A 16,953-nucleotide genomic window follows, 5' to 3' on the forward strand; every position below is an offset into this window, starting at 1 on the left:
CCGCTGACCTCCTGCATGCCATGCAGGCGCTCTCCCAGCTGAGCTAAGGCCCCATCCGGTGCGGCGATGCCGCATCCCAATGGATCATGCCATGTCCGGCAAAACCGGCGGCCGATGTCGATGCCCTCCGCTTACGCTTCGGGAGTTTCGCCGGAAGCCGTCCCCCGGACGGCTTCTGTACCGGCGAAACTGGTGGAGCCTAGCGGGATCGAACCGCTGACCTCCTGCATGCCATGCAGGCGCTCTCCCAGCTGAGCTAAGGCCCCATTTCCATCGCTAAAGCGCCGTTTGGGTCCGGCGCTTCGGAGGCGCTGCCATTAGGTCGCAGCGCCATCCTTGGCAAGAACAAAATGACTTAATTGTCGTCCGCGTCGTCGTCGCTGGCGGCTTCGACGCCCAGGTCGTCATCGCCGCCCAGATCGACGTCATTGTCGGGCGAATCGCCGTCATCATCCACGTCGATGTCGAGGTCCAGATCGTCATCAGCCGTTTCCAGCTCGCCGTCGGCGGTCTCGATCACCTTCTTGGGCGCTTCCTCATAGGGGAGCGGTTGCTTCGACTTCAGCACCGGCTCCGGTTCCCAGGCGGCGTTGCAGTTGATGCAGACGACCGGGTTGTCATTGCCCAGGTCATAGAAGCGCGTGGCGCATTTCGGGCAGGTCCGCTTCGTGCCCCATTCAGCCTTCACCATGTCCGGCCTAATCCTTTTTTGATGCTCAAATAACAACTACGCGGCGCAACGGTGAAGTTGCCCGCGAAACGTCGCGCGCCTTGCCATAGCGGGACGGCGCTGTCAAAAGCCGGGCGCATTTTTTCGCCCCCGACATGATCGGAACGCTTTAGTGACTGCCTCTTCCCCATCACCGACCCCCATGACCTTCGCCGCCGCCCCTGCCCTGTCGGGCAGCGTGACCGTGCCGGGGGACAAGAGCATTTCCCACCGGTCGCTGATGCTGTCGGCGCTGGCGGTGGGGGAAAGCCGGGTCGAAGGGCTGCTGGAGGGCGAGGATGTGCTGGCCACAGCGGCAGCGATGCGTGCGATGGGCGCTGACATAGAGCGCGACGCGGACGGCATCTGGCATATTCACGGCGTGGGTGTGGGCGGACTGCTCCAGCCGGAGCAGGCGCTGGACATGGGCAATAGCGGCACGTCGACGCGGCTTTTGATGGGATTGCTGGCGAGTCATGACCTGACCGCGACCTTCATTGGCGACGCGTCCTTGAGCAAGCGACCGATGGCGCGGGTGACCGAGCCGCTGGCGCGGATGGGGGCGAGCTTCACGACCAGTCCGGGCGATCGCCTGCCGCTGACGATGCGCGGCGCCTGCCCCGCTGTGCCGCTGGACTATCGGCTGCCGGTGGCATCGGCCCAGGTGAAATCGGCAATATTGCTGGCGGGGCTGAACACGCCGGGCATCACCCGCGTGGTCGAGCCGATCCCGACACGCGACCATAGCGAGCGGATGCTGCGTGGATTCGGCGCAGAGCTGAATGTCGAAGTAGAAGCGGACGGGACGCGGATCATCACACTGGTGGGAGAAGCGGAACTGAAGCCGCAGCAGATCGTCGTGCCGGGCGACCCCTCCTCGGCGGCATTCCCGATGGTCGCGGCGCTGCTGGTGCCGGGATCGCAGGTGACGATCGCCAATGTCGGGCTGAACGCGACGCGGGCCGGGTTGATCGACCTGCTCCGCGAGATGGGCGGCTCCATTGAGGTCATCAATGCGCGGGAAGTTGGCGGCGAGCCGGTCGGTGATCTGGTGGTGACCGCGTCGGCGCTGAACGGAGTTGAGCCGGACCCGGCGCGCGCGCCCAGCATGATCGACGAATATCCGGTCGCCTTCATTGCCGCCGCGCTGGCGCAGGGGCGCAGCGTGTTTCGCGGGCTGGAGGAGTTGCGGGTCAAGGAATCGGACCGGATCGCGACCATGGCGGCGGGGCTGCGCGCGATCGGCGTTACCGTCGAGGAACTGGAGGATGGCATCATCATCGAAGGTAGCGGTGGCGCATTGCTGGCAGGCGGCGGGCCGATCGCGACCAAGCTGGACCATCGGATCGCGATGAGCTTTGCGGTAGCCGGGCTGGTGTCGCGCGATGGCGTAACCATAGACGATATGGCGCCGGTGGCGACGAGCTTTCCGACCTTCGTGCCGCTGCTGCGGACGCTGGGAGCGGTGGCGTGACGCTGGACTGGGCCAATATCGTCGGATTGCTGGGCAGCGGGCTGATGGTGGTCGCTTATGCTTACAGTAATATCGCGAAGGAAATGAACTTCCTCTGGTTCAACCTGCTCAATCTGGTGGGGTCGCTGTTGCTGATCGCGTCGCTCACCATTCATTTCAATCTGGCGTCGATGGCGCTGGAGATTGTCTGGGCGGCGATCGCCGTGATCGGCCTCGCCAACACGATCCGCAAAGGCAAGGCCCGATGATCATAGCTGTCGATGGTCCCGCAGCGTCGGGCAAGGGGACGATCGCCAAGGCATTGGCGCGCCATTATGGCCTGCCCTGCCTTGATACCGGGCTGCTTTATCGCGCGGTTGGCCTGTCAGTGCTGAAACGCGGCGGCGACCCGGATATCAAGGCCGATGCACTGGCCGCGTGCGATTTTGGCGACGAGATACTAGCCGATCCGGCGCTACGCAGCGAAGCGGTGGGCAGCCTCGCCTCCCGCGTGTCGGTGCATCAGGCTGTGCGCGATGCGCTGATCGCACGGCAGCGGGATTTTGCAACCCAGCCGGGTGGCGCGATACTGGACGGGCGCGACATCGGCACGGTGATCGCGCCGGACGCCGACGCCAAGATTTTCGTCACCGCCAGCGTCCATGTGCGGGCCGAGCGTCGCTACAAGGATGGCATCGCGCAGGGCGGGCATCCCGATATGGACAGCCTGATCGCCGACATTCAGGCGCGCGATACGCGCGACATGAGCCGCGACCATGCGCCGCTGAAAATCGCCGATGGTGCGGACTTGCTAGATACGAGCGATTTGACTATAGACGCGGCCGTCCAGCGGGCGATTGCGCTTGTGGACGCCCAGCTTGAAGGTCGCTCAAAAGGCTGACCCGTCAAGGCGCGCGGTTTTACCACGCGCCCTTTTCGCTTTTCACGGCCGCGCGTTCCCAAGCCCCTAACCGGCTGGATACGCGCCGGATATTCGGTCCTGCGCGTGTTTTGGCCAAAGACCATCGGATACAACCGGTTGGCCAGCAATGATGTATGAAGGACTAACCATGGCCTCTACGGCATTCCCCACGCGCGACGATTTCGCCGCGCTTCTCAATGATTCCCTCGGTGGCGAGGACGGCGGCTTTGAAGGCCGCGTCGTCAAGGGCACCGTTACCGCCATCGAAAACGACCTGGCCGTCATCGACGTAGGTCTGAAGTCCGAAGGCCGCGTGCCGCTGCGCGAATTCGCGATGCCGGGCCAGAAGGCCGACATCAAGGTCGGCGACGAAGTCGAAGTCTATGTCGACCGCGTCGAAAACGCCCATGGCGAAGCGATGCTGTCGCGTGACCGCGCCCGCCGCGAAGCCGCCTGGGACAAGCTGGAAGCCGAGTTCACCGAGAGCGCGCGCGTTGAAGGCGTCATCTTCGGTCGCGTCAAGGGCGGCTTCACCGTCGACCTGGACGGCGCCGTGGCCTTCCTGCCCGGTTCGCAGGTGGATATCCGCCCCGTGCGCGACGTCACCCCGCTGATGGACATTCCGCAGCCCTTCCAGATCCTGAAAATGGATCGCCGCCGCGGCAACATCGTCGTGTCGCGTCGCGCCATTCTGGAAGAAACCCGCGCCGAACAGCGCAGCGGCCTCATCCAGACGCTGGCCGAAGGTCAGATCATCGAAGGCGTGGTCAAGAACATCACCGACTATGGTGCGTTCGTTGATCTGGGCGGCATCGATGGCCTGCTGCACGTCACCGACCTCAGCTACAAGCGCATCAACCACCCCAACGAAATGATCAACATCGGCGATACCGTCCGCGTGCAGATCATCCGCATCAACCGCGACACGCAGCGCATCAGCCTTGGCATGAAGCAGCTGGAAAGCGATCCTTGGGAAGGCGCAAGCGCCAAGTACCCGATCGGCGCCAAGCTGTCGGGCCGCGTCACGAACATCACCGAATATGGTGCGTTCGTCGAGCTGGAAGCGGGCATCGAAGGCCTGGTTCACGTTTCGGAAATGTCCTGGACCAAGAAGAACGTTCACCCCGGCAAGATCGTTTCGACCAGCCAGGAAGTCGAAGTTCTGGTTCTGGAAGTCGATCCCGAAAAGCGCCGCATCTCGCTGGGCCTCAAGCAGGCACAGTCGAACCCGTGGGACAGCTTTGCCGAGCGTCACCCGATCGGTTCGACCGTCGAGGGCGAAGTCAAGAATGCGACCGAATTCGGCCTGTTCATCGGCCTGGACGGCGACGTCGACGGCATGGTCCACATGTCCGACATCGCATGGGGCATTTCGGGCGAGGACGCGCTGGCGTTGCATCGCAAGGGCGAGGCCGTGCAGGCAGTCGTTCTGGACATCGACGTCGAGAAGGAGCGCATCAGCCTTGGCATGAAGCAGCTTGAGCGTGGCGGTCCGGCTGCGGGCGGCACCACTGCTGCTGCCGCTGGCCTGAACAAGAACGCGATCGTAACCGTGACCGTTCTGGAAGTCCGCGACGGCGGCCTGGAAGTCCAGGCTGGCGAAGATGGCGCCACCGGCTTTATCAAGCGCAGCGACCTGGGCCGTGACCGTGACGAACAGCGTTCGGAACGCTTCCAGATCGGCCAGAAGTTCGACGCGATGATCACCGGTTTCGACCGTGCGAAGAAGCCGACCTTCTCGATCAAGGCGATGCAGATCGCCGAAGAGAAGCAGGCCGTGGCGCAGTACGGCTCGTCCGACAGCGGCGCGTCGCTGGGCGACATTCTGGGCGAAGCGCTGAAAGCCAAGACCGAAGGCTAAGCCCTTCGCGCCTTGCAGCGAACAAAAAGCCCGCCGGAACCCAGGTTCCGGCGGGCTTTTGCATATGTTTCTGGAAACGAAACGAACTTCTTGTTCCATCATTGTCAACGCCTTGCCGAATCTCTATGCATGACGGGGGCACAGCAGAGGGGCGCTGGAGAACCAATGATCCGTTCGGAATTGATCCAGAAATTGGCCGACGAAAATCCGGGGTTGAACCTTGCGGAGGTGGAGAAGATCGTTGATCTTTTTTTCCGCGAGATTGTCGACCGGCTGGCATCGGGCGGCCGTGTCGAACTGCGCGGCTTTGGCGCATTCACCACCCGCGCGCGCGACGCACGGACCGGGCGCAATCCGCGCACCGGAGAGCAGGTGCCGGTATCGGCCAAGCGCGTCCCCTATTTCAAGCCGGGCAAGGAAATGCGCGAACGGTTGAACGTCAAGGGCGAAAGCTGATTACAGCCGCTTGACCTGATCCGCGCCAGCCGTCAGGGAAGCGGCACGCGGACGTGGCGAAATCGGTAGACGCAGCGGACTTAAAATCCGCCTTCCCCTGGAAATGCGGGTTCAAGTCCCGCCGTCCGCACCAATTTTTGAGCCTCAAGCGCCGGCGCGGGCATCCGCCCGCTTGGCTATCGTCCCCCGGACCTGATCCGGGGTCGGACGGCCGTTCGGCCTTGCGAACCCTACGGGTTCGATGCGCTCTACGACGGATTGCGATAAGACGCTTTTCTACCAAAAGACTGGATATTCCGCCCGCTTGCCGCGATGATGCGGGTATGGCCGGTGCGATTGATCCCAATAGTTTTAGTGACTCCCTCGTCATACTGGGCGCGGCGGGGCTGGTTATTCCCGGTTTTGCGCGCTTTCGGATCAGTCCGGTGATCGGGTTCATCCTGGTGGGCCTGGCGGTTGGCCCGGCGGGGCTGGGTTCGCTGGTCGGGCAATATCCCTGGCTCTATCATGTCACCATTTCCAACCGCGCGGCGATCGAGCCATTTGCCGAGCTGGGCGTCATATTATTGCTGTTTTCCATCGGGCTGGAGCTGAGCTTCAAGCGGCTGTGGACGATGCGCAATCAGGTGTTCGGGGTTGGTGCGGCGGAGTTGCTGGGCAGCGGGGCGCTGATCGCGCTGGGACTGTATGTGCTGGGGCAGCCGACGGCGGGAGCGGTCGGTCTGGGGCTGGCGCTGGCTTTATCCTCGACCGCTGTGGTGCTGCCGATGGTCGGGACGCAGAGCGCGGTCGGCAAGGCGGCTTTTTCCATGCTGCTGTTTGAGGATCTGGCGCTGGTGCCGATCATCTTCATGCTGGGTGCGCTGGCGCCATCCGTCGCGGCCAGTCCCGACGGGGCGTGGGGCGAGATGATGAACACGCTGATGCGCGGGGGCATCACCATCGCCATCATGCTGGTGTTAGGCCGCGTGTTCCTGCCCCATATTTTCAGTCAGGCGGCGCGGACCAAAAGCCCGGAGGTGTTTCTGGCCGCGAGTCTGCTGGTCGTCATCGTCTCCAGCCTGGCGACGTCGATTGCGGGCCTGTCCCCGATCGTCGGCGCGCTGCTGGCGGGGCTGATGATCGCCGAGACCGACTATCATGGCGAGGTCGAGGTGATGACCGCGCCGTTCAAGGGGCTGGCGCTGGGCGTGTTCCTGATCACGGTCGGCATGAGCCTGGACATTCGCGTCATCCTGGCCAATTGGCCCAGCCTGCTGCTGGCGGTGATGGGCGTGGTGCTGGCCAAGACGCTGGTGACCGCGGCGCTGCTCTATTTTTCCGGGGCGCGCAAGGGTGTGGCGCTGGAAGTGGGCGTGCTGATGTCCAGCCCGTCGGAGACGACGCTCATCGTGCTGTCGACGGCGGCGGCGGCGCAACTGATCCTGCCATCGACCGCTGCCTTCTGGCAGATCGTCACTGCCATCGGCCTGACCATCACGCCGCTGCTGGCGCGGATCGGCCATGATATTGCGCGGCGGCTGGAGATGGCGCTGGGCGAGGAATTGCCCGAAGCGAGCGAAGAGCATGTCGAGGCGGCGGCGGTCGTGATCGGCTTTGGCCGGGTCGGACGGATGGTGTGCGACCTACTCAAGACCCACAAGCAGCGCTTCATCGTTGTCGAATCCGACCCGGATGTCGTCGCCGAGGCGCGACGGGCGGGTTACCCGATCCTGTTCGGCGACGTAGCGCGGGTGGAGATGCTCGACAAGCTGCGGCTGGGCCATGCCCGCGCGCTGATCCTGACGATGGACGACCCGGTGCTGTCGGTACGGCTGACGAAGCGGGTGCGCGGATGGGTGCCCGACCTGCCGATCATCGCCCGTGCGCGCGATACCGATCATGCGGCGCAACTCTACAAGGCGGGCGCAAGCGACGCGGTGCCGGAGACGCTGGAAAGCTCGCTGCAACTGGCCGAGACGGCGCTGGTCGATCTGGGCGTGGCGATGGGTCCGGTGATCGCGTCGATCCACCAGATGCGCGAGGATTTGCGGGTGGACATCAAGGATGCGGCGCAGATGGCGACTGCGCCGAAATTGCGGCGGTTGCGGCCGGATGAGTTGGGGTAGAGCGCGATGACTTTGGCTTGCATAACCTCCGTTCGTCCTGAGTAGCTGCTGAGCGAAGTCGAAGCGGCGTATCGAAGGATGCGTATCAGCGCGATGCTTCGATATGGGCCTTCGACTTCGCTCAGTCCCTACTCAGCACGAACGGGTTAGGGTAAAGTCATCCCGCTCCAGGCGTTACGCCAGCAGCGCCTCGACCAGCGCCTTGACCTTTTTCTGGCGCCATTGCGGCAGCGGGGCGATGAGCCAGTAGGAGAGCGGCGACGTGACCGGATCGCCCACTTGGCGGATGCGCCCGGCGGTCAGGTCTGCCTGCGCCAGCAGCAGCGGCACGCTGGCGCGGCCGAAGCCGGTGGCGGCGGCTTCGATGGCGAGGCCTCCGTCGGCGACGCGGATTGCGGCGGGCTGATCGTCCGAGGGGCAGCCGGGCCAGGCGATGCGCTGGTCCGGGCCGCCATTGGCCGCTTCCACTGTGACGAACAGCGATTCGCCAAGCTTCACGCCCTCATGCTCGCCGACCCGGTCCGACAGGCGCAGGGCGAGATCGAGATTGGCTTCGGTGAAATCGAGTATATCGTCGGCTGCGACGAGCGAGAAGGTCAGGCCGGGCTGGCTGGCCGCATAGGCGGCGAGGCGCGGCTGGAGCCATTTGGCGGTGATGTCGCGTGGCGCGGCGATGGTGAGCGCGCTGCTGGACTGGCCCGCCTGCATGGCGCGGACGGCTTCTTCAAATTCCAGGAAGCCGGCGCGCAGGGCGTCCAGGCCGCCTTCGGTTTCCGGGGTCAGTTCCAGCCCCTTGGGCGTGCGGCGGAACAGGACGACGCCCAGCAGATCCTCCAGCGCGCGAATCTGCTGGCCGACGGCGGCGGGGGTGACCGCCAGTTCGTCGGCTGCGCGGGTGAAGGACAGGTGCCGGGCCGCCGCGTCCAGCACGCGCAGGCCGTTGAGCGGCAAATGGGTGCGCTTCATTCGGCGACCGCCGGGGCAATGAGGGCGAAATGGGGAATCGCGACTTCGAAGGTTTCGCCGCCGACGCCGATCATCTGATAGCTGCCGGTCATGGAGCCGGTCGGGGTGTTGAGCGGGCAGCCCGACACATAGTCATAGCTTTTGCCCGGCTGCACCACCGGCTGTTCGCCGACGACGCCATCGCCATCAACCCGGTGCTGGACGCCGCGGCCGTCGGTGATGATCCAGTGGCGGGTCAGCAGTTGCACCGGCAGGTCGCCCTGATTTTCGATGCGGATATGATAGGCCCAGAACCAGCGGCCCCGGTCCGGCTCCGACTGTTCGGGCAGGAAGGAGACGGCGACATGGACAATCACGTCGCGCGTCGTCGCGTGGAAGGGAAAGAGCGCGTTCATGGTGCTGAGATGCGCTTGGCCGAGGCCTCCCGTCAACGCCCTATTGATGTAAGCGCGCGATCGAGATCGGCGATCACATCGTCAGCATCCTCCAGTCCCACGTTCAGGCGGAGCATATCCTCGGTAATGCCGACCTCCAGCCGCGCCGCTTCGGCCATGCCGAAATGGGTGGTGGAGGCAGGATGGGTCATGAGCGAACGCGAGTCGCCGATATTATTGCTGATATCGACCAGTTCGAGACCATTGAGCAGGCCATGCGCTTCGGCCCGGCCACCGCCGACATAGAGCGAGAAGATCGGCCCGGCCATGTCCATCTGCGACATGGCAAGCGCGTGCTGAGGATGGCTTGGAAGGCCCGGATACAACACCTTGGCCACGCGGCCTTCGAGGAAGGCGGCGACCTTGAGCGCATTCTCGCTCTGGCGGCGGATGCGCAGGTCGAGCGTTTCCAGACCTTTCAACACCACCCAGGCGTTGAACGGGCTGAGCGTCGGGCCGGTATTGCGGTGGAAGGGCAGCAGGACATTGTCGATCCAGTCGCGCGTGCCGCAAATCGCGCCCGCCAGCACCCGGCCCTGCCCGTCCATCATCTTGGTCGCGCTATAGGCGACGACGTCCGCGCCAAATTCCATCGGCCGCTGGAGCGCGGGCGAGGCGAAGGCATTGTCGACGACGCTGGTGATGCCATGCGCCCTGGCAATGGCACAGACGGCGCGCAGGTCCACCACATCCATGGTCGGATTGGCGGGGGTTTCGAAGAAAAACACCTTGGTATTGGGCTGGATCGCGGCTTCCCACGCAGCGGTGTCGCGCGCGTCGATCGTGGTGGTTTCGATCCCGAATTTGGGCAGCAGCGTGTCGGTCAGCCAGCGGCAGGAGCCGAACGCTGCCTTGGCCGCGACGACATGATCGCCGGCCGATAGCTGGCACAGCAGGGCAGCGGTCATCGCCGCCATGCCGGTGGCGGTGGCGCGGCAGGCCTCTGCCCCTTCAAGCAGGGCGATACGCTGTTCCAGCATCTCCACGGTCGGGTTCTGGAGGCGCGAATAGGTCATGCCCTGCTGGTCACCGGCGAAGCGCGCGGCGGCGTCCTCCGCCCGGTCATAGCTGTAGCCGCTGGTCAGGAAGAGCGCTTCGGAGGTTTCGCCCCATTCGCTGCGCGCGGTGCCGCCCCGGATCGCCAGCGTGGCTGGCTTCCAGTTCTTGGTGATATCCGGGTTCTGACCGCTTTTCCGCTTCATATCGCTTTCCGCATGTCTTGCCGCACTACCGGGGTAGCGCCGCCCAAAATTTCCGCCATCTGGCTCATGTCGCCATTACCGCCCGACAGGATAACTGCAACCTTCTTGCCCCGCATCACCTCCTTTTCCTGTAGCGCGGCGGCCAGTGCGACGGCCCCTGCCCCTTCGGCCAGATTATGGGTGTCCTGCCAATAATGGCGGATCGCGGCGGCGACTTCATCGTCGGTGACGGCAACGAAGCGATCGGCGCGGGGACCGAAATAGTCGAGCGCTGCCTGCACCGGGGTGCAGACGGCGACGCCATCGGCAAAAGTGTAGGCCGTGGGGCTGGCAAGCAATCGGCCCGCCTCGAACGAGCGTTTGGCGGCATCGACATGGGCGGAGACGACGCCGACAATCTTGGTGGTGATGCCCAGCGCGTCGCGCGCGGCGATGGTGCCGCACAGGCCTGAGCCGCAGCCGACGGGGACATAGACGGTGTCGAGGTCCGGCACGGCATCGAACAGTTCCAGGCCATAGCTGGCGACGCCCCGGACCAGCTCGTCATGATAGGCCGGGACCATGAACAATCCTTGTTCGGCGGACAGGCGGAGCGCTTCTGCCTTCGCGCTGTCGAAGTCATGGCCATGTTCGATCAGGGTTGCGCCGAACGCACGCATCGCGGCGTTCTTTTCCATCGCATTGCCATGGGGGACGACGATCGTGGCTTTGAGGCCCGCTGCGGTGGCGGCACGCACCTGCGCCTGGCCGTGATTGCCGCGCGTCGCGGTGATGATGCCGGTGACGTGCGGGTGAGTGCGGCGGAGCCAGTCGATATAGGTGATCGCCCCGCGCACCTTGAACGCGCCCGTGGGGGTGTGATTCTCATGCTTCACCCACAGGTCACACCCGGCGCGCGCAGCCAGCAGCGGCCAGGCATATTGCGGGGTCGGCGGCACCTGCGCATGGACCATCGCGGCGGCAGAGCGGAGCGAAGCGAGGGAGAAGTCAGTCATCCCGGCGCTCTAACTGCCGCTCCGGGACGAGGACAGAACCGTTACCAACGAATTGGCCTTCAATCAGGCCGCCCGACGTGGCTGCGCATCCATCAGCGGATGCAGATTTCGCTCTTCCCACGCCATCCGTTCGGCCAATTCGCCTTGCAGCGCGAGGACGGCCTTAAGATAGCCACTCCAATCCTGCGCGATCATGGTGGGAGTCCAATATTTGATATGATCGCTATAGCGCAGAAACAGGGCGCGGATCGCCCGGCCATGTTCGCGCAAGAGCGGATCGGCCTGCGCCGCCAAATGGCCGTCCCGCAGGGCCAGGGCAAGGGCATCCTCCCGCCCCATATGTTCACGGAACAATTGGGAGAAGGCGATGCGCTTGCGCGCGATGTCCGGCAGGGCTTCGATACCGCTGGTACGCATGATGTGCGCGAATTCGCGCATCATCACCCGCAAGGCTTCATGATCCTGCTTCAATGTTATCGACATAGGTGCGTCCCCGTTTTCTACTTAGAACGACGGGGCAGCAAAATCTTAAGGGATGCGGCGGGCGGTCAGAGGACCGCCAATACCGCATCGCCCATGTCCACCGTGGTCATGGTGCCGCCCAGATCGGGCGAGCGAGCGCCATTGGCCAGAGCCTTTGCTACCGCCTTCTCGATCCGGTCAGCCTGTTCGGGCATCCCCAGCGAATAGCGCAGCAGCATCGCGGCGGACAGGATCGTCGCCAGCGGATTGGCCTTGCCAGTACCGGCAATGTCGGGGGCGGAGCCGTGGATCGGTTCGTACAGCCCCTGCCCGCTGCCGTTGAGGGTAGCAGACGCCAGCATCCCGATGGAGCCGACGCACATGCTGGCCTGATCCGACAATATGTCGCCGAACAGGTTGCCGGTGACGATGACGTCGAACTGACCGGGGTTGCGGACCAGCTGCATCGCGGCATTGTCCACATACATATGGCTGAGCGCCACGTCGGGATAGTCCGCCGATACCTCGATCACCACGTCGCGCCACAGCTGGCTGGTTTCCAGCACATTGGCCTTGTCCACCGAACAGAGCTTGCCGCGACGGGCGCGGGCAGCCTGAAAGCCGCTATGGGCAATGCGGCGCACTTCGGCTTCGTTATAGGACATGACGTCATAGCCTTCGCGCAGGCCGTCAGCGGTGGTGCGGAAGCCCTTTTCGCCGAAATAGACATCGCCATTGGTTTCGCGCACGATCAGCAGGTCGATGGCACCGGCGACTTCGGGCTTGAGCGCGGATTCACCGGCCAGTTCGGGAAACACCTTGGCCGGGCGCAGGTTGGAGAAGAGGCCCAGCTCCTTGCGCAGGCCAAGGATTGCCTGTTCGGGGCGCAGATGACGTTCGAGCGCGTCGCAATCGGGGTCGCCCACCGCGCCGAACAGGATGGCGTCGGCGCGTTTCGCAAGTTCCAGCGTTTCGGGCGGGAGCGGATGGCCGACCGCCTTATAGGCCGCGCCGCCGACCAGACCCTGTTCATAGGTCAGGCCATCGATCGCCAGCGCATCCAGCACACGCTTGGCCTGATCGACGATTTCGGGACCGATGCCGTCTCCGGGAAACAGGGCGATCAACATGGCGAGACTCCTTATATTGCGTGGCTGCCCCTTATGGAGACAGGAGGTTTCACGCAACCGCCCTTTTGAGTCGATCGACCAGCCTTTCGCGGGCGGCCAGCACGTCGGCGCGCCAATCGGTGAGGATGGAGCGTTCGAGGAAGAAGCCGGTGAGGCGCAATCCTTCCAATATCTGGCTCCATTCGCCCGTGCCGCCCTCCAGCAGGAAGGGGGGCAGCGGCAGGAGCAGGCTTTCATAGCCCACCGCCCCTGCCCGGCTGACGGCGGCCGCGCTGCGCGGACTGACATAGGCGAGGTCATCGGCATCGCCCAGAGCGGCGCAGCGGGAGAGATCGAGGCCAAAGCCCAGTTCGGCGAGCAGCAGCAGTTCGTAGCGGACCAGCGCCACCGCCCAGCCACGTGCGGCGGGAGCGGCCTCCACCGCACCCAGCACGCCGTCGAGCGCGCTGTGGAGCGCGGGATAGGGCGTCCCTTCGGGCAAGGCGATGGCGGTGAGCGCGCAGGCCCAGTCGATCGCGGCGGCGGGCAAGGGTTCGGCATGAAGCGGCGCGCGGCTGTGCGCGAGTTCGACGGTCAGGCCGGCAAGCTGATCCTCCGTCCGGGCGCGGAAGGTCGCGGCGACGGTGTTGCCGGGCAGCAGCACCGGACGCATCGCGCGGGATCGCCCGCCCCGCACATAGCCCGCGATCAGGCCATGATCGGGCGTCAGCAGCCGCGCAATCGCGCCATGTTCGCCATGGGGGCGCAATGAGCAGACGATAGCGGGGGTGGCGAGGATGGACATGGCCTATCCTAGCCCGCCGGGATCACCCATGAAAATAGTCATAGACCTGCTGCGCCACCGCCGTCGAAACGCCGGGTGCGCGGGCTAGGTCCTCCAGCGCGGCGTCGCGGACGGCGCGGGCGGTGCCGAAGTGCATGAGCAGGGCTTTCTTGCGGGCGGGGCCGATGCCGGGGACTTCGTCGAGCGACGAGACGGTGATCGCCTTGCTGCGCTTGGCGCGGTGGGCGCCGATGGCGAAGCGGTGGGCTTCGTCGCGCAGGCGCTGGAGGTAGAAGAGGACCGGGTGGTTGACCGGCAGCATGAGTTCGCGGCCGTCCATCAGGTGAAACACTTCCCGCCCGTCGCGGCCATGATGCGGGCCTTTGGCGACGCCGATCATCGTGACATCCTCGATGCCCATTTCCTCCAGCATGGCGCGGGCGGCCGATAGCTGGCCCTTGCCGCCGTCGATCAGGACCAGATCGGGCCATTCGCCGCTGTCGCGGTCGGGATCTTCGCGCTGGGCGCGGCCGAAGCGGCGTTCGAACATGTCGCGCATCATCGCGAAATCATCGTTGGAGATTTCGGGATTTTTCATGTTGAACTTGCGATAGGCGTTTTTGCGGAAGCCTTCGGGTCCGGCAACGACCATGGCGCCAAGCGCGTGAGCGCCCTGAATATGGCTGTTGTCGTAGATTTCGATGCGATCGGGGACGCCATCCAGCCCGAAGGTTTCGACCAGTTCGTCGAGTATCTTGCCCTGGCTGGTGGTTTCGGCGAGGCGGCGGTCGAGCGCCTCTACTGCATTGCGCTGCGCCTGCTTGATCAGCCGGGTGCGGTCGCCGCGCTGGGGGACTTCGATGCGGACCTTGCTGCCGATCCGTTCGGTCAGCGCCTGCGCCATTAATTCGCATTCGGCGGGGGCGCGGTCGGTCAGGACCAGCTTGGGCGGCGGCACTTCTTCGTAAAATTGCGCCATGAAGCTGGCCAGCACTTCATCCTCGGCCACCTCCGCGGTGTGGACCGGGAAGAAGCTGCGATGGCCCCAGTTCTGGCCGCCGCGAATGAAGAAGGCCTGGATGCACATCGCCCCGCCCTTTTGCGCCAGCGCGAAAATGTCGGCGTCGCCAAGGCCTTCTGCGTTGATCGCCTGCGACCCTTGAATGAAGGTCAGGGCTTTGAGGCGATCGCGGATGACCGCGGCTTGCTCGAAATCCATCGCGTCGGACGCAGCCTGCATCGCGGTGCCGAGCTTCTTCTGGACGGCGGTAGATTTGCCGCCCAGGAAATCCTGCGCGTCGCGGACCAGTTCGGCATAACCGTCCGGGTCGATGCGATCGACGCAGGGGGCCGAGCAGCGCTTGATTTGATAGAGGAGGCAGGGGCGCGATCGGTTGGCAAAGAAACTGTCGGTGCAGGAGCGGAGCAGAAAGAGTTTTTGCAGCGCATTGATGGTGCGGGTGACCGAGCCTGCGCTGGCGAAGGGGCCGTAATAGCGCCCCTTCGCCTTGCGCGCGCCGCGATGCTTTTGGACGCGGGGGAAGGCATGATCCTCACGCAGCAGGATGAAGGGGAAGCTTTTGTCGTCGCGCAGCAGGACGTTGTAGGGCGGGCGGTAGCGCTTGATGAGTTGCGCCTCCAGCAGCAGGGCTTCCGCCTCGCTGTTGGTGGTCACGATAGTCATGCTGCGGGTCTGGGCGACCATGCGTTGCAGGCGGCGCGGCAGCCGGTCGACCTGGGTATAATTGGCGACGCGATTCTTGAGCGCGCGCGCCTTCCCCACATAGAGGACATCGCCGCGCGCGTCGTGCATCCGGTACACGCCGGGGCGGGTCGGCAGCGTGCGCAGCGTGGTGCGGATCGCCTCTACCCCAACGTCAAGGTCGGGCGCGCCGGACCCGCGGACCGTGTAGCTGGCCTTGTCCTCATTGAAACGGTCGGGGGATTGGGGTTGCGACATGGGGATGAGATAGCGTGCCGGGCGGGGATCGCAATGGGGGCGGTGGGGGTAAGGGCTACAGAGAAGCCTCCCCCCTTCCGGCAGTGTTATTGTGCATATGAAACGCCCCCCCGCCCTTCATCGTCATGCTGAACTTGTTTAGCTGCGCTGGCCTTCGGCTCAGCATCCATTTTTCGTCACGCGCGCCGGCGGCGTTTGGGGCACGATGGATCCTGAAACAAGTTCAGGATGACGTTGTAGAAATAACGAAAAGTCATATGCAATTCCCCTCCCCTTGCAGGGAGGATTTCCGTGCCAATGAAAAAGGGCCGGGATTGCGCCCGGCCCTTTTGCGTTTTGTCTAGCGTGGTTCGGTCAGACGACTGGGCCAAGTCCCTTGATGGCGCTATCGACCAGAGCTTTGTCGGCGCTGGCGTTATGGCCTTCTGCGATCAAGCTGGCGGCAGCGCTGGTCGCAGCGTTGACGGCGCGGGCGCGGATGGCGGTGATGGCGGCGCGTTCGGCAGCGCCGATCTTGTCCTCGGCCATTTTCTGGCGGCGGACGACCAGATCGGCAGCGTTGGTGCGGGCATCCTCCAGCAGGGTTTCGGCCTCATGCTCGGCGGACTTGCGCATCGCTTCAGCTTCGCCCGTGGCGGCGGCGAGTTTCGCCTCATATTCCGCCTTGAGCGCGTCAGCTTCGGCGCGAAGCTTGGAGGCTTCGGCGAGCTGGGCCTTGATCTGCGCAATCCGGCCGTCGAGAACGCCGCCGATCAGAGCCGGAACCTTCTTGAACAGGAGGATGGCGATGAACGCGGCCATGGCCAGGCTGACCCAGGCGGTCGCGTCCATGCCGACCGCTTTGGGATCGGTGTGGGGCGCGACGCCTTCATGCGCGACGGTGCCGACCGGCTCCATCCCTTCGGCATGGATCGCCTGGTCGAGGGTCGGGGGCGTTTCCGCCGAATGCTGTGCTGCTGCCTCAGCCATGGGCCAGTGCCGCCTTTACTGCGTTGCGGGCTGCATCGTCCGACGCTTGCACGCCAGCGATACGGGCCACCATGTCGCGTGCCGCATCGGCAGCGACGGTTTCAATTTCTGCCAGAGCGGCGTCGCTTGCGGCCTTGATCCGGGCTTCGGCGGCCGCGATTTTGGCGGCGACTTCGGCATCGGCGGCTGCGAGTTTGGTTTCGGATGCCTTGGCGGCCTGCGCCTTGGCCTGAACCAGCGTCGCCTGGGCGGCGGCACGGCTTTGCGCGTCACGGACGCGATAGTCGGCTTCCGCTTCGTCGGCGCGGGCGAAGGCGGCCTTGGCCGCGTCCAGATCACCACTGATCTTCGCGTCGCGCGCGTCCGCCGTACCCTGAACCTTGGGCACCATGCCGAGGCCGATGACGAAGAACACGAAGCCGAAGGTCAACAGCAACCAGAAAATCTGGCTGGAGTAGGTTTCGGCAATTTGCGCGATTTGAGGCATATCTATCCGTCCGATCAGGGCGCGGTCAATTTAAGGGGATGCGGGCGGGACGGCACGATACCGCCCTGCCCGCGTC

Annotated in this window: 17 protein-coding genes and 2 tRNA genes; 7 read left to right on the plus strand and 12 right to left on the minus strand. The window is 64.6% G+C overall.

The genetic code is table 11. The features are described 5' to 3' along the window. Window positions 1-190 precede the first annotated feature (190 nt). Window positions 191-266, minus strand: a tRNA-Ala gene (locus ACODR8_RS08150). 89 nt (window positions 267-355) lie between these two features. Further along, a complete protein-coding gene (locus ACODR8_RS08155) occupies window positions 356-691 on the minus strand; it encodes a TIGR02300 family protein (RefSeq protein WP_119748216.1) in 336 nt (111 codons plus the stop codon). A gap of 181 nt (window positions 692-872) precedes the next feature. On the opposite strand from ACODR8_RS08155, the gene aroA reads away from it, so the two are divergent. From aroA to ACODR8_RS08190, 7 genes are all read left to right on the plus strand, one after another. Next, window positions 873-2,183: a 3-phosphoshikimate 1-carboxyvinyltransferase gene (gene aroA, locus ACODR8_RS08160; RefSeq protein ID WP_489006788.1), complete on the plus strand. Its 1,311-nt coding sequence runs from the start codon at window positions 873-875 to the stop codon at window positions 2,181-2,183. Beyond that, complete coding sequence (locus ACODR8_RS08165; protein WP_489006789.1) at window positions 2,180-2,431, plus strand: CBU_0592 family membrane protein; 252 nt, start codon at window positions 2,180-2,182, stop codon at window positions 2,429-2,431. The genes aroA and ACODR8_RS08165 overlap by 4 nt, the downstream gene beginning before the upstream one ends. Beyond that, window positions 2,428-3,063 (plus strand): (d)CMP kinase, encoded by a 636-nt coding sequence (cmk, locus tag ACODR8_RS08170; RefSeq protein ID WP_489006790.1) that lies wholly within the window; start codon window positions 2,428-2,430, stop codon window positions 3,061-3,063. Before ACODR8_RS08165 ends, cmk begins: the two co-directional genes overlap by 4 nt. Window positions 3,064-3,232: 169 nt before the next feature. Then, window positions 3,233-4,945, plus strand: a complete 1,713-nt coding sequence (gene rpsA, locus ACODR8_RS08175) for a 30S ribosomal protein S1 (RefSeq protein WP_119748291.1) — start codon at window positions 3,233-3,235, stop codon at window positions 4,943-4,945. 165 nt (window positions 4,946-5,110) lie between these two features. Beyond that, window positions 5,111-5,401, plus strand: a complete 291-nt coding sequence (locus ACODR8_RS08180) for an integration host factor subunit beta (protein ID WP_006961926.1) — start codon at window positions 5,111-5,113, stop codon at window positions 5,399-5,401. A gap of 47 nt (window positions 5,402-5,448) precedes the next feature. Beyond that, window positions 5,449-5,534, plus strand: a tRNA-Leu gene (locus tag ACODR8_RS08185). A gap of 190 nt (window positions 5,535-5,724) precedes the next feature. Next, on the plus strand, window positions 5,725-7,509 hold the full coding sequence (locus ACODR8_RS08190) for a cation:proton antiporter domain-containing protein (RefSeq protein WP_489006791.1): 1,785 nt from the start codon (window positions 5,725-5,727) through the stop codon (window positions 7,507-7,509). 174 nt (window positions 7,510-7,683) lie between these two features. On the opposite strand, the gene ACODR8_RS08195 is transcribed toward ACODR8_RS08190, so the two are convergent. The 10 genes from ACODR8_RS08195 to ACODR8_RS08240 all read right to left on the minus strand — a co-directional run bounded on the left by ACODR8_RS08195 (window position 7,684) and on the right by ACODR8_RS08240 (window position 16,877). Next, complete coding sequence (locus ACODR8_RS08195) at window positions 7,684-8,475, minus strand: LysR family transcriptional regulator (protein ID WP_489006792.1); 792 nt, start codon at window positions 8,473-8,475, stop codon at window positions 7,684-7,686. Beyond that, complete coding sequence (gene apaG / locus ACODR8_RS08200) at window positions 8,472-8,870, minus strand: Co2+/Mg2+ efflux protein ApaG (RefSeq protein ID WP_119748228.1); 399 nt, start codon at window positions 8,868-8,870, stop codon at window positions 8,472-8,474. The genes ACODR8_RS08195 and apaG overlap by 4 nt, the downstream gene beginning before the upstream one ends. 32 nt (window positions 8,871-8,902) lie before the next feature. Beyond that, window positions 8,903-10,111: an O-succinylhomoserine sulfhydrylase gene (gene metZ / locus ACODR8_RS08205; RefSeq protein WP_489006793.1), complete on the minus strand. Its 1,209-nt coding sequence runs from the start codon at window positions 10,109-10,111 to the stop codon at window positions 8,903-8,905. Beyond that, a complete protein-coding gene (locus ACODR8_RS08210) occupies window positions 10,108-11,106 on the minus strand; it encodes a threonine dehydratase (RefSeq protein WP_489006794.1) in 999 nt (332 codons plus the stop codon). The genes metZ and ACODR8_RS08210 overlap by 4 nt, the downstream gene beginning before the upstream one ends. A gap of 63 nt (window positions 11,107-11,169) precedes the next feature. After that, entirely contained in the window at window positions 11,170-11,589 is a 420-nt protein-coding gene (locus tag ACODR8_RS08215; RefSeq protein ID WP_489006795.1) for a hypothetical protein, read from the minus strand. A 65-nt stretch (window positions 11,590-11,654) separates the two neighbouring features. After that, the gene (gene leuB, locus ACODR8_RS08220; protein WP_489006796.1) at window positions 11,655-12,698 is read right to left on the minus strand and encodes a 3-isopropylmalate dehydrogenase; all 1,044 of its coding nucleotides are present in this window, start codon (window positions 12,696-12,698) and stop codon (window positions 11,655-11,657) included. Between the two features lie 49 nt (window positions 12,699-12,747). Continuing rightward, complete coding sequence (recO, locus tag ACODR8_RS08225; RefSeq protein ID WP_489006797.1) at window positions 12,748-13,482, minus strand: DNA repair protein RecO; 735 nt, start codon at window positions 13,480-13,482, stop codon at window positions 12,748-12,750. A 22-nt stretch (window positions 13,483-13,504) separates the two neighbouring features. Then, window positions 13,505-15,421, minus strand: coding sequence for an excinuclease ABC subunit UvrC (gene uvrC / locus ACODR8_RS08230; protein WP_489006798.1), 1,917 nt, complete (start codon window positions 15,419-15,421; stop codon window positions 13,505-13,507). Between the two features lie 354 nt (window positions 15,422-15,775). Then, on the minus strand, window positions 15,776-16,390 hold the full coding sequence (locus ACODR8_RS08235; RefSeq protein WP_489006799.1) for a F0F1 ATP synthase subunit B family protein: 615 nt from the start codon (window positions 16,388-16,390) through the stop codon (window positions 15,776-15,778). Beyond that, window positions 16,383-16,877 carry a F0F1 ATP synthase subunit B family protein gene (locus tag ACODR8_RS08240; protein WP_119748243.1) on the minus strand — a complete coding sequence of 165 codons (495 nt, stop codon included), beginning with the start codon at window positions 16,875-16,877 and terminating at the stop codon, window positions 16,383-16,385. The genes ACODR8_RS08235 and ACODR8_RS08240 overlap by 8 nt, the downstream gene beginning before the upstream one ends. Between the last annotated feature and the right edge of the window lie 76 nt (window positions 16,878-16,953).

The sequence above is a fragment of the Sphingobium sp. FG58 genome (assembly GCF_057809055.1).